Consider the following 20,212-nt stretch of genomic DNA (forward strand, 5'->3'; position numbering starts at 1 on the left):
ATTTCAAAACCTTATTTTTTACGTGTGAGAACAGGCTGAGAATAGCAAGACCTAAACAGAGGGTGGCGCACAGAACCGCGAGGGGGAATAACTATGGATTGGGAGCTTGTATTAACCATTCGTGACGCTTTAAAAAGACCACTATTCACAGAAGCCGAAGTCATCGGCGGTAAGAGCGGCTTAAGCCGTGCGATTCGTTGGGTACATGTACTGGAAAGTGCCAATTTCGATACCCTGATTCATGGAGAAGAAATGATTTTGACTACGGGGATTGGCGCAAGTGTCGATCTGTCCTCCTCCTTGGAATTTATGCAGAATTTAATTGATAAGAATGCAGCTTGCCTATGTATTGAACTAGGCACATACTTCAGCACCATCCCGCAAGAAATGATCGACTTAGCCAACACAAATGACTTCCCGCTGATCATTTTCACCCGAACGGTCCGCTTCGTAGATATCACTCTGGACCTCCACTCCATCATCATCAATCGGCATCACCGGATGCTGCAAGAACTCGAAAGCATCTCTCGTGAATTTCACCGTCTGACATTGACCTCACAAGGAACAGTGAAGGTGCTGCAATTATTATGCAAAAGCACCCGCACACAAATCGTCTATATGCAGCTGCAAGGCAAACCCTTATTCTTCCCGGCCCTTTCTCCCGAAGAGCAAGCACCTCTGCTGGATTTCTTCACCGCCTTCAGTGACGAGATGGAAGGCATTCAACCAGACACCGCTCCTTACACCCGAGAATACGGGCAAAAGACGATCGCCGTTAAACCTGTGGGCGCACTGGATCAGACCTGGGCTTACATCCTGATGGTATGCAATCACAAGCCACAGGAATTTGACTGCCTGCTGCTGGATTCCGCCTCTCTGTCCATCGCTCAGGAGCTGCTGCGTACTCGGTATATGGAGGAGCGTAAGCTTTTTTCAGAAAATCTATGGGTCGACGAGCTAATCAACGGACGCATAGAGGATGATAACCGCCTAAAGGGACTGATCGGAACGAGCTTCAACGTAGTCAATGAGCTCCCTTACCGCGTATGCCTTATCGAGATCAAGAACCCCAGAGACGTAAAATGGAACAGCTCAGAGAACGAATGGGAATCCATCACCTTCCACCTTTCGCTCATCCTGCGTTCCATTTTCGAAAAATATTCCCTACGTCCGCTGATCACACTCAAGAACAATCGCCTCACCGTCATCGCACTCGACATTCAATCGAAAATGCCTGGAAAAATGCGACTTCAACAAGCACTCGAATCCCTTCAACACATCCGCTCCGACGAGAAGCTAAAGGATTTACAGCTGGTCATCGGAGTCAGCAAATCGCATAAGCGCCTAAAACAAGCCTTTACCGGATATCAAGAAGCGCTGCAGGCTTTGTCGTTATACTCTTGTTACCAAAAGTCACTGCTCTTCTACGAAGAACTTGGCGTATTCCAGCTACTGCTTAGCCTAAATGACGGAAAGACATTACAAAATTTCATCCGCAGCTATCTGGGTCCGCTGATTGACCACGACCAAACTAAGGGCAGTGAACTACTCCTCACTCTGCGTGTCTATCTGGATCACGATGGTTCCAAACAGATTGCCGCGCGAAATTTATTTATCGTCAGGCAGTCACTGTATTATCGTCTCGACAAAATAACAGAGTTGTTAGGGGAGGACTTCATGCAGCCAGAGAACCGAATCTCCATTCAGGTCGCTCTACGCGCCTATCAATTCCTGTACCCGGACAAAATTACTTTGCCCAGCCCCCGTTCAGTACAGATTTAAACGTATCGATAATGAACGCTACATCTTCATCCGTCGAGGATAACGGAGGAGCGAAGGTAAGCACATTATTGAACCCGGCTACTGTATCGCCATTCTTACCGATAATAAGTCCCTTGGATTTGCATTCAGCAATGATGCCTTTAACGATATTCAGCTCAACCGGCTTCTTGCTAATTTTGTCTTCAACCAGTTCAATCCCTGTCACCAAACCAAAACTGCGGACATCACCCACAAGCTTGTGATCCAGCAAATCGCTGAATGCAGCGTTAAGTCTTTTGCCCAAAAGCTCTGCACGCTCCACCAGCATCTCCTGCTCAATAATCTCTAGATTACGAAGCGCCAGTGCGCAAGAGGCAGGATTGCCACCAAAGGTATTCACATGGCGAAAATGACCGTAATCATCACTATTATCTTTGAACGCCTCGTAGATCTCTTTACGCACAGCAGTGGCAGACAAGGGAAGGTAAGCACTAGTCAGCCCCTTAGCCATCGTAACAATATCAGGCTTCACGTTGTAATTGTGGTGTCCAAATTTCTGTCCGGAACGACCAAATCCGCATATGACCTCATCGATAATGAGCAGCACTCCATGCTCACGACAGATTTCCTGCACTCGATCCAGATAGACCTGATGCGGCACAATTACACCGCCACCAGTAATCACTGGCTCCATGATTACCGCCGCTACCGTCTCCACACCTTCCCAAATAATCATGTCCTCAATGGACTGTGCACACTGGAGGTTAAATTCTTCTACAGACATCCCTGCCGGGCGGCGGTAGCTGTCCGGGGGAGCTACATGTAAGAACCCACCCGTCAGCGGTTCATATTTATATTTGCGCTGCGCCTGACCTGTTGCGGACAACGCGCCAAGCGAACTGCCATGATATCCACGATAACGCGCAATGAATTTATGGCGATAATGCTGGCCGATTTGCTGCTGATATTGGCGGGCCATTTTGAAAGCAGCCTCGTTGGCCTCTGACCCACTATTGGAAAAGAAGATCACGTACTCGTCTCCAAGCCACTCATTTAGCTTCTCCGCCAGCGCAATCGCTGGGAGATGACTTTGTGTCAGAGGAAAATAGGGCAGGGTCAGCAATTGGTTGTATGCAGCTTCTGCCAATTCCTTGCGGCCATACCCAACATTTACGCACCATAGACCAGACATTCCATCCAAAAATCGATTGCCCTGAATATCCGTAATCCATGATCCACTCGCCGAGGCGGCTATCATAGGCGGGTTCTTCTCACTATAAGGTGTAATATTGTGCCACAAATATTTCTGATCCTTGTTCACCACAAGCTCGCTATCATTCCCCAGACTCTGCATAACTCTTCTCCTCTCAACTTTCCATTCTCATTAATAACGGGCAGTAATCATCTTTTTGCGCGTATAGAATTCCACCCCATCACACCCATTGGCATGCAGGTCTCCATAGAACGATTTCTTATAACCTGAGAAGGGGAAAAAGGCCATCGGCGCAGGCACACCCAGATTGACGCCCAGCATCCCTGCATCAATTTCTTCCCGGAACTCGCGGATCGCTTTTGCACTATCTGTGTAAATACATGCCCCGTTCGCAAACGGAGATTGATTCGTTACTGAAATAGCCTCACTTAGACTCTTCACACGGATCACTGACAATACCGGTGCAAAAATTTCATCCTTCCAGATGGTCATTCCCGGCTGCACATGATCAAATATTGTCGGTCCGATAAAATAACCAGCAGCGCCGGTCGCAGCATCTTTCCGCCCATCCCGCACAAGCTCAGCTTGTTCAGCCTCGCCAGTCTCAATATAATGCAGCGTTCGATCCTTATTGGATTGACGGATCACAGGACCTAGAAACACTCCAGCCTCGGCGCCATTGCCGATCTTTAATTCATCCGAAGCTGCCACTAGACGACTAACCAGTTCTTCAGCGATATCCTCATGAACTACCACAACCGAGCAAGCCATACACCGCTCACCCGCAGAACCAAAGGCTGCCGCGATAATATTCTTCACCGCATTGCCCAGCTCCGCATCAGGTAGCACAATCGAATGATTCTTGGCTCCAGCCAGTGCCTGCACCCGCTTTCCCTGCGCCGTCCCAGTTTTGTACACATATTCCGCTACCGGCTGGGAACCCACGAACGAAATCGCCTTCACTTCTTCATGCGCCAGCAGCCCGTTCACAACCTCATGCGCCCCATGAACGACATTCAGAACGCCTGGCGGAAAGCCCGCTTCAGCAAACAGTTCAGCTAACCGATTAACCAGCAGCGGCGTACGCTCAGAAGGCTTCATCACAAAGGTATTGCCGCAAGCAATGGCGAGCGGGAACATCCAGCAAGGGACCATCATCGGAAAATTGAAAGGAGCAATCCCACCGATAACGCCTAGCGGATAGCGGTACATCCCGGATTCAATTCCCGTAGCGATATCCGGAAGCTGGCTGCCCATCATCAACGTGGGGATGCCTGCGGCAAATTCGACACATTCAATGCCGCGCTGCACCTCGCCTTGCGCTTCTTCCAGACTCTTGCCGTTCTCCAGCGTAATCAGCTCCGCCAGCTCATTCCAATGTTTTACCAATAGCTGTTGATATTGAAAAAAGTAACGCGCACGACGCGGCACAGCGACTCTTTTCCACGATTGAAATGCCGTAGCCGCAGCCTCGACCGCCATACTAAGCTCTTCTTTGCTTGATATAGGCACATAGGCAATCACTTCACCAGTCGCGGGATTGTATACCTCTTCTTCCAGTCCGGATAAAGATTCTACCCAAGCTCCATTCACATAATTCTTAACTCTTTCAACCTGCGTTACTAGGAGAGACATAGCTCGCACCTCTTTCTCTGTTTCAGATGCACTGATGGACTGCTGATTACAATAGATGACCGCCAAATCAGGCGGTCATCTACTATAACACTTGAGCTCAACTGGTTATTTTCCTGCCATTTCTACGATTTCATTCGTGTAAGCTTCATCCACTTTAGCAGGCTCTTTAATGACACCGAACTTTTGCGAAATATCAGCCGTTTGCTGGAATGCAACCGCATCGGTATACCCCATCTTGGAGCTGTCGAAGCCCTCAGGGAGAATCAGTTTGGCAACCTCAGTCATCATCGTCAACTGATGCTCCTTCGTTGTACTGCCGTCTTCCGCTTGCTTCATTACGCTGTCTACTGCCGCCGCAGGATCGGCAATGGCATCCTTCCAACCTTTCAATGAGGCACGAACAAACTTCGCCGCAGTCTCTTTGTTCTCCGCAAGCCATTCTTTGTTGGCGAACAAGTTATCCTCAAGCATCGCAACACCTTCCGTGTTCATATCGATGACATTCAGATCTTCCGCTTTTATGCCCGACTCCAGCACAACTTGATACTCGTTGTAAGTCATTGCCGAGGCTGCATCGATTTGGTCACCTAAGAACTGATCCATTGTGAACCCTTGCTTCGTAAAGCTTAGATCTTTGTTCGGATCGAACTTGTATTTATCGAATAGGGCCAATAATCCAAATTCGTTCCCCCCCATCCAGTTGCCGACCTTCTTACCCTTAAGATCAGCCGGGGAGTTGATGCCTGCAGATTTCTTGGAGACTAGGACAAGTCCACTCTTTTGGTAGATCTGAGCGATTTGCACAAGTGGCATCCCCTGTTCAAGGCTCGGAAGCAAGCTGGCTACCCAGCCAACACCGATATCCGCAGAGCCACCTGCCACTTGCTGCTCCGGAACAATGTCCGGGCCACCAGGCATGATCTCTACGTCCAGTCCTTCCTCCTTGTAATATCCTTTATCCTGCGCCACAAAATACCCTGCAAACTGTGCCTGCGGCACCCATTTCAACTGCAATTTCACTGTAACCGGATCAGCCGCCGGTTCGGTAGTTGCACTTGCCTCAGGAGCTGTCGAAGCCTCAGGTGCAGTAGTTGCCTCAGTGGCCGAATTATTATTGTTGCCCCCACACCCTGCCATTAAAGAAACTACCAACATCATCACTACCGCCAACAATCCACCACGAAATTTGCGTTTTTTCCCGTTCATCAATCGAACTCCCCCTACCGTATTTTTTGTTTGTAACAAGCACAAATGCCTTCGGCGTCCTTACAAGGACGATGAGCGTTTATGCGAGAAATATAAGGAAGATGTATAGTGTGAAACTTATAGCTCCTTATATTTCAAGACGGCACAGTATGGACAATCATCGTGGTGCGTTTTATGCATACAGCCGTGGGCGGTTTCTCTTTTTCCTTCCCACTAGGACTGGATGTAATGATGTTATAGAGCTCATTTACGTTGCGAAGGATGCCACTTAATGAACACTTTCTCAAGCCGCTCAACCACTAAATAGAAAAGCACGCCGGCAATTGCGGCCAGAACGATACACGACCAGCCCAGCGGCATTTTGGCGACTTTAATGGAATTGGAGAGCAAATACCCAAGCCCTTTGGAGGAGAAAAAGAATTCTCCAACAATCGCCCCAATCATACTAGCCGTTGCGTTGATCTTCAGCGCCGTAAATACATAAGGTAGACTGTTCTGAATCCGCAGATAACGGAACACTGCAGGTTTACCAGCCGCATAGGAATGCATCAGATCCAGCGCCAGCGGATCAATCGCAGCCATGCCCTTATAGGCGTTAATTGCCATCGCAGCCATCGTCGTTGCCGTAACAATGGCAATTCTTGAACCAATCCCATCTCCGAACCAAAGATTCATAATGGGCGCGAGGGCGACGATAGGCACAGCGTTCAGTGCAGCAACTAGCGTTAAGCTTCCACTACCCCAACGCGGCCAAGCTGTAGCTGCTAAAGCAATCAAGAAACCGATAGCCGAACCAACCAACATTCCCAGCACAGCCTCAGCAAGGGTGTATCCGGTATAGGACAACAACAAGCTGAAATTATCCTTCATCGTCTCGGCAATTGCTGTGGGTAGCGGCAGCTGATATTTTTTCAAATCAAAGATCTTATGGAAAAATTCAAACTCCCATAGCCCAAGAAACAACACACCCGCCAATACAGGCAGTAGCACCCCTGCACTAAACGCCTTCTTTAGCCCACGAGAACCGCCTTTATGTTTCGCAACCACCATAGGGTGCGAGCTTGTCGCAGCATTTTTCTGTGTAGCCGTTAATGCCGGCTGGGTTATCTCTGTACTAGTAGAGCCAATAAATGAAGCCTCCCGAACGGAGCCCGTTTCCATTAGCGGTCCCCCCCTTTCGGTCGAAATTCAGGTTGCCACGGCGCCACCAAACGCTCGATCAGACTGATCAACCAGTAGCTCACGATTCCAAGCATGGCGCCTACAATCACCGTAGACCAGAACATGTAGGTATGAGAGCTTCCATAATAGAGATTACGTAGCATAATCACGCCAATGCCATGCTGAGCACCCATAAGCTCCACAAGAATCGCACCCGTAACAGCAAGTGGAGCAGCAATCTTGAGTCCTCCGAACAACCCAGGCAAAGCTGCTGGAAATTTTAGCTTCCAGTACACAGCCCAAGGCTTCGCAGCATAAGAATGCATTAATTCCAGCGCGGAAGGGTCTACACTTCGCAAGCCACGCAGCATATTAAGAGCCACCGGAAAGAATGTAATATAACCCGAGATAATAATCCGCGAAGTCTGCTCATCTCTCACAATCCCATATATGATTGGTGCCAACCCCAGAATCGGAATCATCTGCGAGGCGATAGCGTAAGGAAATGTTAACTGCTCTATCGTCTTCGATAAGCTCATCAGAACTGCCAGCGAGGCACCAGCCACCGCACCTATCAGGAAGCCAACACCCGCATTTCCAAAGGTGGCAGCCCCCTCCTTCAGAAGTGTGCCACTATACTTCCATAGCGTGGACAGCACCTCATGAACGTAAGGCAACTTGGACTGAGCTAGCGGCGTCTCCACCACATGGAGCAACATCCATGATGTTCCTTCCCAGACCAGCAGCAAACCAAATATCCAGACAAACAACGGCAGCAGGCGACCTCGTACAAAGATACTGCCCCCTTTCATCCCTACACCCCTTCGAAGCTGTCGCGAATACGCGCGATCAGTTCGAAAAATTCGGGGCTGTTTCTCATTTCCGCTGTACGCGGACGCGGCAGGGGAATATCAACCACGGCGGACAAGCGACCCGGATGTGGGGACAGAACGAACACCCGATCAGAGAGGAATATCGATTCAGGAATACTATGGGTTACGAAGACAATTGTGTTCTGCACCTTGCTCCAGACGGATAACAGCTCTTCGTTCAGACGCTCACGTGTAAACTCATCCAGTGCAGAGAACGGTTCATCCATAAGCAGAATTTCCGGCTCCATCGATAGGGCTCTGGCAATCGCTACACGTTGCTGCATCCCCCCACTAAGCTGCCAAGGGTATTTATCTGCGAAGCTCTGTAAGCCCACTAGGTCAAGAAGCTCTAACGCCTTCTCCTCACGGATCGACTTTTTGACTCCCATCAACTCCAGCGGCAATGTGATGTTATGCTTCACCTTCCGCCAGTCATATAGCACAGGACTTTGAAAAACAATCCCATATTTCTGCGCCAACCTTGCTTCTCTAGCGCTTTTCCCAGCTACTACAATATTCCCACCTGTTGGCGCGATCAGATCGGCCATCAGTCTTAAAAGCGTTGTTTTACCGCATCCGGAAGGTCCGAGCAGTGAGACGAATTCCCCCTTTGCAATATCAAGACTCACCTGATGCAGCGCAAGCACTTCCGCAGCTTCCGTCCTATAACGCATTTCAACATTTTCCAGCTGAATCTCAGGAATATTTGTCGCGAGCAATGACATCCCCAGCCCCCCTTATCAAAATAAGCTATGCACTGAATGTTAATTAACCTTACTCATAACAGAGATTTTTGAGTCTAAATCTTCTCTCACGTAGTATTAACTAACATGTTACACGCTGTTCAATGGACTCACACTAGACAATTAGTAAAATAGCTCCCGCTAAATTACGTCATTTTGTCTAGGGGACATTTTTTAAAGTTTTGCATTAAAGTGATTTTTAAATATTTGTAGATATGTGGTAATATTTATCCATATCTTTCCTCAGTAGGAGACAATAGACCCATGGGATCTGTAATTTCGAATTATATTGTTATTGTGGCTATATCAGGTGTTCTGAGTGTCTTACTAGCCCTTTTCGCCTATTATAAGAAAACTGATTTCTTAGGAATCAGAGCCTTTGTTATAAGCTCCTGCACTTCCGCAATTTATACCTTCGGCTTCGCGCTAGAGCTGTCGGGAAAAACACTGGAGGAAATGAGCTTTTGGATTAAGGTAGAGTATCTGGGGATGCCTTTTATAGCGCCGGCGAGCCTTATCATGGTAATGCATTTCGTGGGACTGGAAAGTCTATTTAAAAAGGGCATGCGAGCAGCGCTGTACATCATACCGTTCATCACAACACTGATGGTGTGGACCAATGATTATCACCATCTCTTCTATAAGTCCATTTATTTGCGAGACAACACCCCCTCCCCACTCGTTGATGTAGTAATGGGTCCTTGGTATATCGTTCACGGCAGCTTTACCTTTGGCTGTCTACTGGCAGCCATCTGCCTCATGTTATGGCAGTGGAATCGGATGAAACGGGTATACCGCAGACAAATCGTTACCATTCTAATTGGACTAAGCCTCCCAACGTTAGGCTCTTTTTTATATTTGATGGGCCTGACTCCTTACGGCATGGATCCCGTTCCGATCATTATGAGTGTTACCTCTACCCTATATATCTGGGCCATCCTATCAAGAGGCATGTTAACAGCCGCACCTATCGCTCGTGAGAATTTGTTCGAAAGTATGCGAGACGGGGTGCTTGTCACCGATCGTTCGGACATGCTCGTCGATTACAATCGCGCAGCCGCGGATATGATAGAAGGACTTAATTCCTCGGCGATTGGCAAACCGCTGGCACAACTGTTTCTCAATGCAGGTAAAGACGCCTTGTCCTATGTTATGGATGCAGAGCCGCTGCTACGCGAAGAACGGGAAGTGGCTTGGAACAAAGGAGACGAGATTTGTTACTATCAAATTCGATCCTCTCCCGTACAGAAACAAGGGGGATACTTAGCAGGACAAATGATCATGCTGATTGACGTAACTGAACGAATACTGCTTCAAGATAAGCTGCGACAATTGGCAACGATGGACAGTCTTACGGGGATTTATAACCGTACCTATTTTTTGGAGCTGAGCCGAGGGCTTCTAATTCAGTCCGCAAGCGATCGGAGTTCATTATCAATTATTCTGCTGGATGTGGACTTCTTCAAAAGTATTAATGATCGATTCGGACATCAATATGGAGATCAAGCCCTTCAGCACATTGTTGAGGTATGCAGCAGACATCTGCGGGAAGGTGACATCTTCGGCCGTTATGGCGGTGAGGAATTTGTGATCTGTCTTCCGGGCACATTCTTAAAGCAAGCCGCATTGCTCTGTGATACCATCCGTGCGGATATCGAGCATAGTACATTACATACCATGATCGGCCCTATTCATGTGACCGCCAGTTTCGGAGTCGTAGAGGCCTTAAGCCCAGAAGATACTCTGGAAGAGCTGCTGTCAGAGGCTGACCATGCCCTGTACAGTGCCAAACGAAACGGGCGTAACGCCGTCCACCTTTCCCAGAGATCAGAAATTACACTTTTTAAGCCTATATAAATCGCATCTTTGTACCTCCCCACCGCATTCATCAGCCTGCCTTATTTTTCATAGTCTGTTTTTAAGTTTAATAAGAGTTATCTGAAAATCTAATCAGAGTGAAGAAAAAATTCGCTTTATGGATATGGAGGCGCAAGAAATAATGAGGAACCATACAATGATGCAATTTTTTGAATGGCATGTTGCTGCGGATGGGAAACACTGGGATCGCCTGAAAGAAACAGCTTCCGCACTAAAAGCCGTGGGCATTGATTCTGTTTGGGTACCTCCTGTGACAAAGACCGTCTCCGCCGACGATACAGGCTATGGCGTGTATGATCTATACGATCTGGGCGAATATGACCAAAAAGGCACGGTACGCACCAAATATGGCACCAAACAAGCCCTAATTGAAGCCATTTCAGAATGTCAAAAAAATGGGATTTCCGTGTACGTTGATTTGGTCATGAATCACAAGGCAGGAGCGGACGAAAAGGAAGTCTTCCAGGTGATCGAGGTCGACCCTAATGACCGGATGAAAGAAATCTCCAAGCCTTTCGAGATAGAAGGCTGGACTAAATTCACCTTCCCCGGCCGCGGTGATGAACACTCTTCCTTTAAATGGAATCACAATCATTTTAACGGCACTGACTTTGACGCCAAATCGGGGCGAACAGGTGTATTCCGTATCGTAGGCGAGAATAAAACATGGAACCAGAATGTTGACGACGAGTTCGGCAACTACGATTATCTAATGTTCGCAAATATTGATTACAGTCATCCAGAAGTCAAAAAAGAAATGATCCAATGGGGAAAATGGCTGGTGGACACGCTCCACTGCAGCGGCTTTCGTTTAGATGCCATCAAGCATATCAATCATGAGTTTGTGAAAGAATTCGCGGTCGAAATGTTTAATAAATGTGAGAAGGATTTCTATATCGTGGGTGAATTCTGGAATTCGGATTTAGAATCCTGCCGGCAATTTCTAAATACCGTCGACTATAAGATCGACCTCTTCGATGTCTCCCTTCACTACAAGCTGCATTCAGCTTCCTTGGGGGGTAGAAACTTTGATTTAACCAAAATCCTCGACGACACACTGGTGCAGACCCATCCTACCAATGCCGTAACGTTCGTGGACAATCATGATTCTCAGCCCCATGAGGCTCTTGAATCGTGGGTAGATGATTGGTTCAAGCAAAGTGCTTATGCGCTTATCCTGCTGCGACGCGATGGATATCCTGTGGTCTTTTATGGAGATTATTATGGGATCGAGGGACCTACACCTGTGGCAGGCAAAAAAGCGGCGATTGATCCACTACTATATACCCGCTACCACAAGGCTTACGGTGAACAGAAGGATTACTTCGATCACCCGAACACGATTGGTTGGACCCGCCTCGGCGTGAAGGAGATTGAACACTCTGGATGTGCGGTTGTGATCAGTAACGGTGAGAACGGTCAGAAGAGAATGTTCGTAGGGGAACAACGCGCCGGTGAAGCATGGGTAGACTTTACTCATAATCACAAGGCGACTATAACGATTGAAAAAGAGGGCTGGGCGACCTTCCCAGTCAACGGTGGCAGCGTATCTGTCTGGGCCCTGCCTGATGCAGAAGTCGACGAAAAATAAAGGTTGTGCTGCTCAAAATAGATGAGGCTGCTCTCGAAAGTAGTGAATGCTGCTTACGGGGCAGCCTCATCTATTTTATGGAATAGTCCAAGTAAGGATCTCACTTAGCCATTAACCCTTTTCAGATTGGGTGATGATGGCAGACGATGATGAGGATATGGAGCAGGAAAGTGCGTTGGAAATGAGCTGCGGGGACGTAAAATGACCGCGGGGATGTGCAGTAGGCGTTTTTGCGGTGAGCGGAGTGGGTTTAGCCACTAATTAGGGAAAAGCTCCCTGATAATATTCGATATTCGCTTATAATTAACGAAATTAGGGAATTCCTCCCTGAAAATTAGGGTGATTGCTTGAAATTCCACCAAATCAGATGAATTTTAGGTATATTTTCCCTAATTGTAAATCTAATGACCAGTAATCTAAGAATTTCAGGGAGAAATTCCCTAATTATTGAATTGGTGTTTCACTCAAACCATCATTTGAAACTTCAATTAACCTTCAACACGAAAAAGGGCCGTCCCCAAGTAGCTAAAACTACTTTGAGACGCCCTCCTCTTCTTTAGTGGCTTCAATGTACACAGAGACTTCACCCTCGTCTCCCTCTATTCCTCCGCCTTTGGATGGCGGGATACTAATCTCACCAGATCCAGCGTCAAGATCGGCAACGCAATGGAAGCCGGATAAGCCAGGTAACGCGGTTCCCACTCCGGACTGAACTTTTCTTTGTATCGGCGAAGTCCGACAAAGCCGTACCAATGCCCCCCTCTTTTAAATACGAGATGAGCCAGCTTCTCTTCTTTCAAGGCCCCAGCATTCTCGCCTACACTGGACAGAGGCGCATTACCTAGATTAAATCGATGATATCCCTTAGATTTCGCCCATTCTAGTAAACGGACAAATAAGTAATCCATCGTTCCGTTCGGCACATTCTTTCGATGGCGCATCAGATCAATCGATAGGGTCATGCCCTGATCATACCCATATGCAATAGAAGCAAATGCCAGTATCGTCCCTTTGGCATTCCGCAGCAGCGCGATCGGAGCCAGCTGTAGATAGGGCTTGTTAAACCAGCCCAGCGAATACCCTTTTTCGGTACGCCCATTCAGCCATTCATCTGAAACGGATCTCAGCTCTTTAAATAGATCTTCATTGTGCGGTGCCTCTGCAACTCCAAAGGTATATCCTTCCCGTTCAAACCGGTTGCATACGCTACGCAGATCACTGTTCTTCTTGCCACTGAGCGTGAAGGTATCGAGCGTTACCAACGCCTCTTCCCCCAGCTTGAAAAAGTGATATCCCTGCTCATGATAGATCGATAAAAATTCAGGTGTAGCCTGATAAAAAACTACTACCAGACCGTATTTATCCGCAGCTTGCCTAAATTCACTGATCGCCTCATTAATGAGGCCTCTATTACCCAGTGGATCACCAAGGACGACAAGTTTATCCCTAACTCTGGCGAAAGCGAGCAACACTTTTCCGTCTTGCGCCCAGAAGAAGCTTTTATCACCCAAAAACAACATATGAGTTAAGGTATTGCCTTGAAACTCCCCTAGAAAACGTTCTAGCCTTGCCATATCAAAGTTTCCGAATAGCTCCTCTGGCTTACGGTGAGGTCTGAGAGTGATCAGTAAAGTAAGAATGATCCAAGAGAAAGCTAGTCCCCCTACAGCCGTAAATGCAACATCACTATGACGTTGCAGCCACTCTGGCTGCACACCGGGTGGGAGATGCTTCAGAAAGCCACGATGTACATGGCTTCCCAATAGATAGTAGCTTAGGGCAATTACCGAAGTAAGCGCAAGCCACCAGATCGTACTCTGTCTGCTAACGGGAGCACTAATCCGGTAGAACCGGGATCTGGAGATCCACAGAATGAGTGCAACGAGAAGCAGAAACAGCGCCTCTTCATAATCAAAGCCTTTAGCTACCGCAAATATAGACCCAGAAAATAGTAGAGCACTGGTCCAAATGTATGCGCTACGGACCCTTAATGTAATGCCTCGCGACAACAAAATGAGCATAAAACCAATAAGTACAGATAAATGATGTGAAAGCTGCATGATCGGGAATGATAATATTTCCTCTGTAATCTTCAGCCTATACAACAATCCAGGTGTAGCTGTTGATAGTAAGAGAATAAGCCCGCTAGCTAGTACAAGCTTGCCTAGAGCCCACACACCAAGATCGCTCAGAAAAGTATACTGCCCTGGCCAACCCCATATCTTTTGCCATATGTTAAGAGAGGGTTCAAACCCGGGGGCTGAACGATCTTGTCCCTTTTTTCCTTGCAAACCAAACTCCAATGCAGCAAGCACCAATCCGATCAACCACGGAATGAGATAATAGAACAATCTAAAAACGACAAGCACTGCCATAGCCTGATCACTTTTGAATCCAAGCTGCGTAAGACCCAGCAATGCGATAAGGTCAAAAGCACCGATACCGCCAGGTGCCATACTCAAGATGCCCGCAATAGCCGCTATTGTAAAGATGCCGAATATGACTGGAAAATGCACATCTTGCAAGAGATGGCTACTGATTGTCCAAAAGGTTACCCCGGCAAAACTCCATTCTAGAAAGGAAGCACCCACAGAGGCAACAACTGTAAGCCATGGCGTTCTGCCCTTTCCCCGGTTAATCCACTTTGCATAAAGCGACGAGCGCTGTACAAACACGAAAAACGGCAAATAAAGCGCCATACCCCATACCGCAAATACTAACCAATGATGCTCTTCGAGCAATGCCGTTGCCGGCAGCAGGCCAAAGATATTTGCCCAAGAAAGTAAAGATAACCCGGTTATCATTAGCGGTGAAAGAAATACGATTGCCGGCGTTAGGACGGAAGTTGGCACACCGCTTTTTTTATACATCAACGTCCGTAAACCTACTCCAGCCAGACCCGCAAAACCAATCAAATTATTAAACGTATTAGCAATCCAGCCATAACGGAAGGTGTCCCAGAGCCCTACTTTTAAACGGAAATGTGCCCGAATCAAATAATCATAGGCACTCATGACAGCTACTGCGAGAAGTGCGAATCCGATCATTTGCAAGACAGCGGACGTAGGTACTCTTCTTAATTCACGCATGATAAGTCCTAAATGAACCTGCTTCAGCTCATGCTGTCCCTCCCAATACACCAGCGCTATGATAGCCACTGGAAAGAGAGCTCTCACCGCCCGTATCCGGTATATGGATAAGAACAGCCTTACAATTTTAAATCTTTCTAATGTCTGTTGTTTTGAATGCATGAGGCACCTGCCTTTACCGCTGACACACGTTGTGCTAGACAAATTTTCAACCATTTCATTATAACAATTATTGGAATAAAAAACCCATGATAATCAACACCTATTCAATTAGACTCCCAGTACAGCCCCAATCCCTGCAATAGTTAAAGATTGTTATTGGAATTCTATACCGCTAAAGGGCATTGAAACTGTAGTTTACACATAAAAATACATAACAAAAAGGACATCCCTCACGGCAAAGGATGCCCTCTCTGTTATGTAACACAGGTCTAACTAGCGTTTACACTCGAATATCAAATCTGCCTTTACTATCCGTTGTTGCGGTAGCGATCTCTTGCGGACTTGCTGCAGCAAGCGCATTGTTCGCTGGTTTGGCAGGTGCCTCTACTCCACTACCTGCGGTGGAAGCGCTGCTCTGAGACTTTTGTGAAATTTGTGCCTCGATGGTTTTGATCTGTTGCTCAATTTGCTTCGTCTTCGTTTCTTTGGTCTTTTCATCGTCCGAGCTGGCATCAATCTTGTCTAGTTCAGCTTCCAGCTTCGCTTTTTGTTTCTCAAGCGCACTGGTATCTGTAGTGCTTGATGTCGAGGTGGTATACGATGCGGAACCTGAAACTGCTGATATACTCATGGTCATCCCTCCCTTCCTTACCTCCAATATAATCCTTTTGCAGATAAGGAACGTTAAGACCCGCTGAAAGTTTGCTGAAAGTACTACTTGCTAGGTTACAATGATAGACTGCTAGGTGCTGGCTTTTCCCCGTCTAACAAGCAGCAGATAAGACAAAATGGAGAGAACTCCAGTACATGCTATCACTATGGCCATCGGAAGTGCTGACTCAACTCCCCCAAGACCGACAAGTGGCGCTACACAGCTACCTAACAGTAGAGGAATCAAACCGATTAACGCCGAGGCACTGCCTGCAGTTTCGCCTTGATCTTGCATCGCCAATGAGAAGCTGGTCGCTCCGACAATCCCCACACTGGAGACAACTGCAAATAGACAGATCAGAATTGGGATTAATCCTCCTCCTACTAGAATCGTCAGCAGCAGCAAGATACCTCCCATCGTACAGAGCAATAGTCCACTAAGCAGCAGCTTAGTCTCACTTACCTTACCAGCAAGTCTGCCGGCAATTTGACCCGTAATAATAATCCCGAGACCATTCATAGCAAAAATCAGACTATATACCTGCGGAGTAACCGCAAAAATATTTTGCAATACAAAAGAAGAACCTGAAATATAAGCGAACATAGATGCCGTTACAAAACCTTGAGACAAGGCATAACCCATAAACTTACGGTTGCCCAGCAATACTCGGAAAGTAAGCAGCGTACCCTTCAGTCCGCTCTTAGAGCGTCGCTCCTTCGGCAGTGTCTCCGGCAATCGCAATAAAATCGTTAAACAAATAATAATTCCGGCAGCAAATAATACGAGGAATATCCCTTGCCATGTGGTCACTCTTAACAGCTGCCCCCCAATAACCGGAGCTAATATCGGTCCGAGACCATTCACAATCATCAATAGCGAGAAGAACTTCGTGAGCTCAGAGCCACTATATAAATCACGAACAGCCGCTCTGGAGACAACCACACCTACTGAGCCAGCAAGACCTTGAATAAACCGCAAACCGATCAGCAGTCCGATCGAAGGACTAAAGGCACATAATACTGAGGAAACGGCATAAATGAACATCCCTATAAGCAGCGGACGGCGGCGGCCATATACATCACTCAGCGGTCCGGCTACCAACTGACCCGAAGCTAGTCCCAACAAAAAAAAGGTCAGACTAAGCTGCACTAAAGCAGCAGTCGTACCGAAATCCGCGACAAGCGTAGGCAGTGCCGGCAAATACATATCAATCGACAGCGGGCCGATCGTTGTAATGGAGCCAAGAATCACAGCGAGCTGCAATCTCTGCTTCCTTGACGGTCCATCAGCGGTAAGCTTATTACCCTTTTGAATTCCAATCATGATTCTTATTTCAACCTTTCTACAGCAACCCTTGGGCCTTTTTTTGTATTCCTCATACTAACGTAAAGGAAGTGAATTGATCAATCCTTTTATGGAGGGTTATAGGTGGCTGTATAACAAGAATAACCGCCATTCGGCGGTTATTCTGATCGTTTTATGCATTTGTGGATGTACTGCGCATCTGCAACCAATCTCTGGCGGCTTCAGCCTCAGCAACACTCAGACGATGACCTTGATTACCCCAATGTGTTGTAACCTCTGCGCCTGCCTTCTGCAAAATAATCTCCAAATCCTCAGTCTCCGAAGAAGCAATGAGTGGATCATTCGTGCCTGCTCCAATGAAGATAGACACGCCTTCCAACGAAGGAAGTGTAATATTGCGGAGCGGCACCATTGGATGCAGTAGAATGGCAGCGCGGAAAATATCCTTATAATGAAACAGCAAGCTACCCGCAATGTTCGCACCGTTAGAGTAACCCACGGCTACCAGATTGTCAGCATCGAATCCGTACTGTGCGGCGGCATCATCCAGAAACTGCTTGAGCTCATGCGTACGGAAGATTAGATCTGCCTCATCGAATACCCCTTCAGCCAGCCGTCGGAAGAACCTCGGCATTCCGTTCTCCAGTACATTCCCTCTGATGCCCAACACTGATGACTCGGGAGATAGTAACCCGGCGAGCGGCAACAAGTCTTGCTCATTGCCTCCAGTACCATGGAATAATACAAGCGTGGGTTTCGTTACATCTTTACCTTTATGGAATACATGAATCATCCCTGCTTCACCTCAATTTCTCTTATTTGAATAGGACTTAAATTTTCTTCGATGACTGCACGATGCGGTTCATACCAAGATGGCAGCATCAGCTTCTCACCCAGCGCATCTGCGGCTTCATCACGGGCAAAGCCCGGAGGGTCCGTAGCAATCTCGAAGAGGATTCCACCTCTTTCGCGGAAATAGATCGCATTAAAGTATTGGCGGTCTTGAACCGGTGTCGGATGATGTCCATGACTCTGTACATGATGCGCCCATTCCAGCTGCTCAGCATCATCTTGTGCACGCCAAGCGATATGGTGAACGGTACCAGTACCTCCTGCTCCTTGCGGAACCGGCGTTGTCTTTAGATCAATAATATTACCCAAATTGCCAGTAGTTCTATAACGACTGTATCCATCTCCATCAGCGATATGCTCCATTCCCATCGTATGGACAAGCGTTTCTGCAGTTTGTAGCGGATCGTTGCTATAGAGTACAGCGCCTCCAAACCCTTTGATCGCATGCTCGGTAGGAACCCCACCGAAAGACCATTTACTAAGCGGCCCTTCCTCACGTTCCACCAGTTCAATGCGCAAACCGTCATAATCAGCAAAGGATAGATAAGATTCCGAGATTCTATTTTTAAGGGTAACTGAAATTTGATATGCGGCAAGACGCTGTTCCCAGAATGCCAGAGAGCCCACCGGTACCGCGTAAGTCGTTACACCAACCTGACCACTGCCGATTCTTCCTTTACGCCCTACAGGTGAAGGGAAAAAAGTAATAATCGTTCCCGGAGCACCTGCCTCATTTCCAAAATATAAATGATAGACTTCCGGAGCGTCAAAATTAATCGTCTTCTTCACAAGCCGTAGTCCCAGAATGCCTGCGTAGAAGTCAACATTACGCTGAGCATCTCCAACAAAAGCGGTAATATGATGGATTCCTGCAGTTTGAAGTGTCATAATAATAAACCCCCTTCTTAGTTAAAAATCAATGCATCCAGAGAAATCGAACCTGGTCCTGTAAGTGCTATACCTGCAGCAACTACCAGTACCGTAAGCGGAAACTCAATTCCGTTCGAAGTAGACCAGAAGCCATTTGGAGCATGAACCTTAATGATAGCCCCCAGCATAGTTGCAACAATCAACACTGCTGCAACAGGTGTCAGAAGACCAGCCGCGAACATGAATCCGCCTGCCAGCTCCATTATTCCTGCCAGTACTGCCATAGTAACCCCCGGTTTAATGCCGATGGACTCCATCCACCCACCTGTACCCTTCGGGCCGTATCCCCCAAACCATCCAAATAACTTTTGTGCACCATGTCCTATGAATGCAATCCCGATCACTAATCTCATCAATAATATTCCTACACTTATCATTGTTAATCCACTCCAATTTTCTTCGATTTAATTATCTTAACATTAAGATATATGATAAAAATTTTTGTCTTTCAGCGGTAAGAAGCAGCGAACTGCTTCCGACCTTATAGATGTGCCCTTAATTACGCTATTTCAGCGCTCCTATACACCTTTGCCTAGCTTCTTCAGTAATTCGATAGCCTGCCCCTTCTCATCCTTATCCAGTCCACGCATCAAATCATGAATCGAAGCCACATGACGCGGAAAAATCTGATCGAACAGCTCACGCCCTGCATCCGTAATCTCCGCATAGGTCACGCGTCTGTCCTCGCTACACGGCACACGTTTCAGCAGACCTTTCTTCTCCAGCTTATCGATATTATAGGTGATGCTTCCACTCGTAACGAGAATTTTCTCCCCGATCTGTTGCAGTGGAATACGGGTCCGGTGATACAGCACCTCAAGCACCATGAACTCGGCAGATGCCAGCCCATAACTCTTCATATCCTTCACAGCTTGATCCATCAAGCTTCTATAAGCCTTAGATAATACAACAAATAACTTTAAAGAAGACGCCTGATCCATCTCCGTAGTATTCTCTGCATTACGTACGTTCTCTTCGGTACTACTCATCATTTCCACCTCCACTCGGACAGCCTTGTTGTTCAATACAATGTAAATGTCTTTACATTAAATATCTTTAAGTTAAGATAACTATACTTCTTCACACTATCTTTGTCAACCTCGCCGCTAAAAAAGATTAACTAAGCGGCCTAACGAACTGCTTATGTTTTATTTGCGATCTT

Annotated in this window: 16 protein-coding genes; 3 read left to right on the plus strand and 13 right to left on the minus strand. The window is 47.2% G+C overall.

The genetic code is table 11. The features are described from left to right. Positions 1–93: 93 nt before the first annotated feature. Positions 94–1,782, plus strand: coding sequence for a PucR family transcriptional regulator ligand-binding domain-containing protein (locus NSU15_RS29195; protein WP_339288465.1), 1,689 nt, complete (start codon positions 94–96; stop codon positions 1,780–1,782). Here the strand turns inward: NSU15_RS29195 and NSU15_RS29200 are convergent. The 6 genes from NSU15_RS29200 to NSU15_RS29225 form a co-directional block, all read right to left on the minus strand. Further along, the gene (locus tag NSU15_RS29200) at positions 1,748–3,115 is read right to left on the minus strand and encodes an aspartate aminotransferase family protein (protein ID WP_339288466.1); all 1,368 of its coding nucleotides are present in this window, start codon (positions 3,113–3,115) and stop codon (positions 1,748–1,750) included. The genes NSU15_RS29195 and NSU15_RS29200 overlap by 35 nt on opposite strands. A gap of 30 nt (positions 3,116–3,145) precedes the next feature. Beyond that, positions 3,146–4,609: a CoA-acylating methylmalonate-semialdehyde dehydrogenase gene (locus tag NSU15_RS29205; RefSeq protein ID WP_339288468.1), complete on the minus strand. Its 1,464-nt coding sequence runs from the start codon at positions 4,607–4,609 to the stop codon at positions 3,146–3,148. A gap of 105 nt (positions 4,610–4,714) precedes the next feature. After that, complete coding sequence (locus tag NSU15_RS29210) at positions 4,715–5,815, minus strand: ABC transporter substrate-binding protein (protein ID WP_339288469.1); 1,101 nt, start codon at positions 5,813–5,815, stop codon at positions 4,715–4,717. Positions 5,816–6,058: 243 nt separating this feature from the next. After that, entirely contained in the window at positions 6,059–6,976 is a 918-nt protein-coding gene (locus NSU15_RS29215; protein ID WP_339288471.1) for an ABC transporter permease, read from the minus strand. Then, positions 6,976–7,788 (minus strand): ABC transporter permease, encoded by an 813-nt coding sequence (locus tag NSU15_RS29220; RefSeq protein ID WP_339288473.1) that lies wholly within the window; start codon positions 7,786–7,788, stop codon positions 6,976–6,978. Before NSU15_RS29220 ends, NSU15_RS29215 begins: the two co-directional genes overlap by 1 nt. Before the next feature lie 2 nt (positions 7,789–7,790). Then, on the minus strand, positions 7,791–8,573 hold the full coding sequence (locus tag NSU15_RS29225; protein ID WP_339288475.1) for an ABC transporter ATP-binding protein: 783 nt from the start codon (positions 8,571–8,573) through the stop codon (positions 7,791–7,793). 282 nt (positions 8,574–8,855) lie between these two features. Here NSU15_RS29225 and NSU15_RS29230 point away from each other — a divergent pair, with 282 nt between their 5' ends. Both NSU15_RS29230 and NSU15_RS29235 read left to right on the plus strand, forming a co-directional pair. Continuing rightward, complete coding sequence (locus NSU15_RS29230) at positions 8,856–10,448, plus strand: histidine kinase N-terminal 7TM domain-containing protein (protein WP_339288476.1); 1,593 nt, start codon at positions 8,856–8,858, stop codon at positions 10,446–10,448. A gap of 139 nt (positions 10,449–10,587) precedes the next feature. Further along, positions 10,588–12,060, plus strand: coding sequence for an alpha-amylase (locus NSU15_RS29235; RefSeq protein WP_339291510.1), 1,473 nt, complete (start codon positions 10,588–10,590; stop codon positions 12,058–12,060). Between the two features lie 599 nt (positions 12,061–12,659). On the opposite strand, the gene mprF is transcribed toward NSU15_RS29235, so the two are convergent. The 7 genes from mprF to NSU15_RS29270 form a co-directional block, all read right to left on the minus strand. Next, entirely contained in the window at positions 12,660–15,311 is a 2,652-nt protein-coding gene (mprF, locus tag NSU15_RS29240; RefSeq protein ID WP_339288478.1) for a bifunctional lysylphosphatidylglycerol flippase/synthetase MprF, read from the minus strand. 280 nt (positions 15,312–15,591) lie between these two features. Continuing rightward, positions 15,592–15,942 (minus strand): FlxA-like family protein, encoded by a 351-nt coding sequence (locus tag NSU15_RS29245; protein ID WP_339288479.1) that lies wholly within the window; start codon positions 15,940–15,942, stop codon positions 15,592–15,594. Positions 15,943–16,053: 111 nt separating this feature from the next. Further along, the gene (locus NSU15_RS29250) at positions 16,054–17,286 is read right to left on the minus strand and encodes a multidrug effflux MFS transporter (protein ID WP_339288481.1); all 1,233 of its coding nucleotides are present in this window, start codon (positions 17,284–17,286) and stop codon (positions 16,054–16,056) included. A gap of 154 nt (positions 17,287–17,440) precedes the next feature. Next, positions 17,441–18,061, minus strand: coding sequence for an alpha/beta hydrolase (locus NSU15_RS29255; RefSeq protein ID WP_339288483.1), 621 nt, complete (start codon positions 18,059–18,061; stop codon positions 17,441–17,443). Then, positions 18,058–19,008, minus strand: a complete 951-nt coding sequence (locus NSU15_RS29260; RefSeq protein ID WP_339288485.1) for a ring-cleaving dioxygenase — start codon at positions 19,006–19,008, stop codon at positions 18,058–18,060. The genes NSU15_RS29255 and NSU15_RS29260 overlap by 4 nt, the downstream gene beginning before the upstream one ends. 17 nt (positions 19,009–19,025) lie before the next feature. Continuing rightward, positions 19,026–19,427, minus strand: coding sequence for a DoxX family protein (locus NSU15_RS29265; RefSeq protein ID WP_076120206.1), 402 nt, complete (start codon positions 19,425–19,427; stop codon positions 19,026–19,028). 141 nt (positions 19,428–19,568) lie between these two features. After that, positions 19,569–20,042 carry a MarR family transcriptional regulator gene (locus NSU15_RS29270; protein WP_042131483.1) on the minus strand — a complete coding sequence of 158 codons (474 nt, stop codon included), beginning with the start codon at positions 20,040–20,042 and terminating at the stop codon, positions 19,569–19,571. Positions 20,043–20,212 lie beyond the last annotated feature (170 nt).

This window comes from Paenibacillus sp. FSL E2-0201 (assembly GCF_037963325.1).
Classification (GTDB): Bacteria; Bacillota; Bacilli; order Paenibacillales; family Paenibacillaceae; genus Paenibacillus_AQ.

Coding starts and splice junctions, on each gene's coding strand:
- NSU15_RS29245 (WP_339288479.1), bottom strand. CDS start 15,942: ATGAGTATATCAGCAGTTTCAGGTTCCGCATCGTATACCACCTCGACA.
- NSU15_RS29250 (WP_339288481.1), bottom strand. CDS start 17,286: ATGATTGGAATTCAAAAGGGTAATAAGCTTACCGCTGATGGACCGTCA.
- NSU15_RS29255 (WP_339288483.1), bottom strand. CDS start 18,061: ATGATTCATGTATTCCATAAAGGTAAAGATGTAACGAAACCCACGCTT.
- NSU15_RS29270 (WP_042131483.1), bottom strand. CDS start 20,042: ATGATGAGTAGTACCGAAGAGAACGTACGTAATGCAGAGAATACTACG.
- NSU15_RS29260 (WP_339288485.1), bottom strand. CDS start 19,008: ATGACACTTCAAACTGCAGGAATCCATCATATTACCGCTTTTGTTGGA.
- NSU15_RS29200 (WP_339288466.1), bottom strand. CDS start 3,115: ATGCAGAGTCTGGGGAATGATAGCGAGCTTGTGGTGAACAAGGATCAG.
- NSU15_RS29265 (WP_076120206.1), bottom strand. CDS start 19,427: ATGATAAGTGTAGGAATATTATTGATGAGATTAGTGATCGGGATTGCA.
- NSU15_RS29225 (WP_339288475.1), bottom strand. CDS start 8,573: ATGTCATTGCTCGCGACAAATATTCCTGAGATTCAGCTGGAAAATGTT.
- NSU15_RS29215 (WP_339288471.1), bottom strand. CDS start 6,976: ATGGAAACGGGCTCCGTTCGGGAGGCTTCATTTATTGGCTCTACTAGT.
- NSU15_RS29195 (WP_339288465.1), top strand. CDS start 94: ATGGATTGGGAGCTTGTATTAACCATTCGTGACGCTTTAAAAAGACCA.
- NSU15_RS29230 (WP_339288476.1), top strand. CDS start 8,856: ATGGGATCTGTAATTTCGAATTATATTGTTATTGTGGCTATATCAGGT.
- mprF (WP_339288478.1), bottom strand. CDS start 15,311: ATGCATTCAAAACAACAGACATTAGAAAGATTTAAAATTGTAAGGCTG.
- NSU15_RS29220 (WP_339288473.1), bottom strand. CDS start 7,788: ATGAAAGGGGGCAGTATCTTTGTACGAGGTCGCCTGCTGCCGTTGTTT.
- NSU15_RS29210 (WP_339288469.1), bottom strand. CDS start 5,815: ATGAACGGGAAAAAACGCAAATTTCGTGGTGGATTGTTGGCGGTAGTG.
- NSU15_RS29205 (WP_339288468.1), bottom strand. CDS start 4,609: ATGTCTCTCCTAGTAACGCAGGTTGAAAGAGTTAAGAATTATGTGAAT.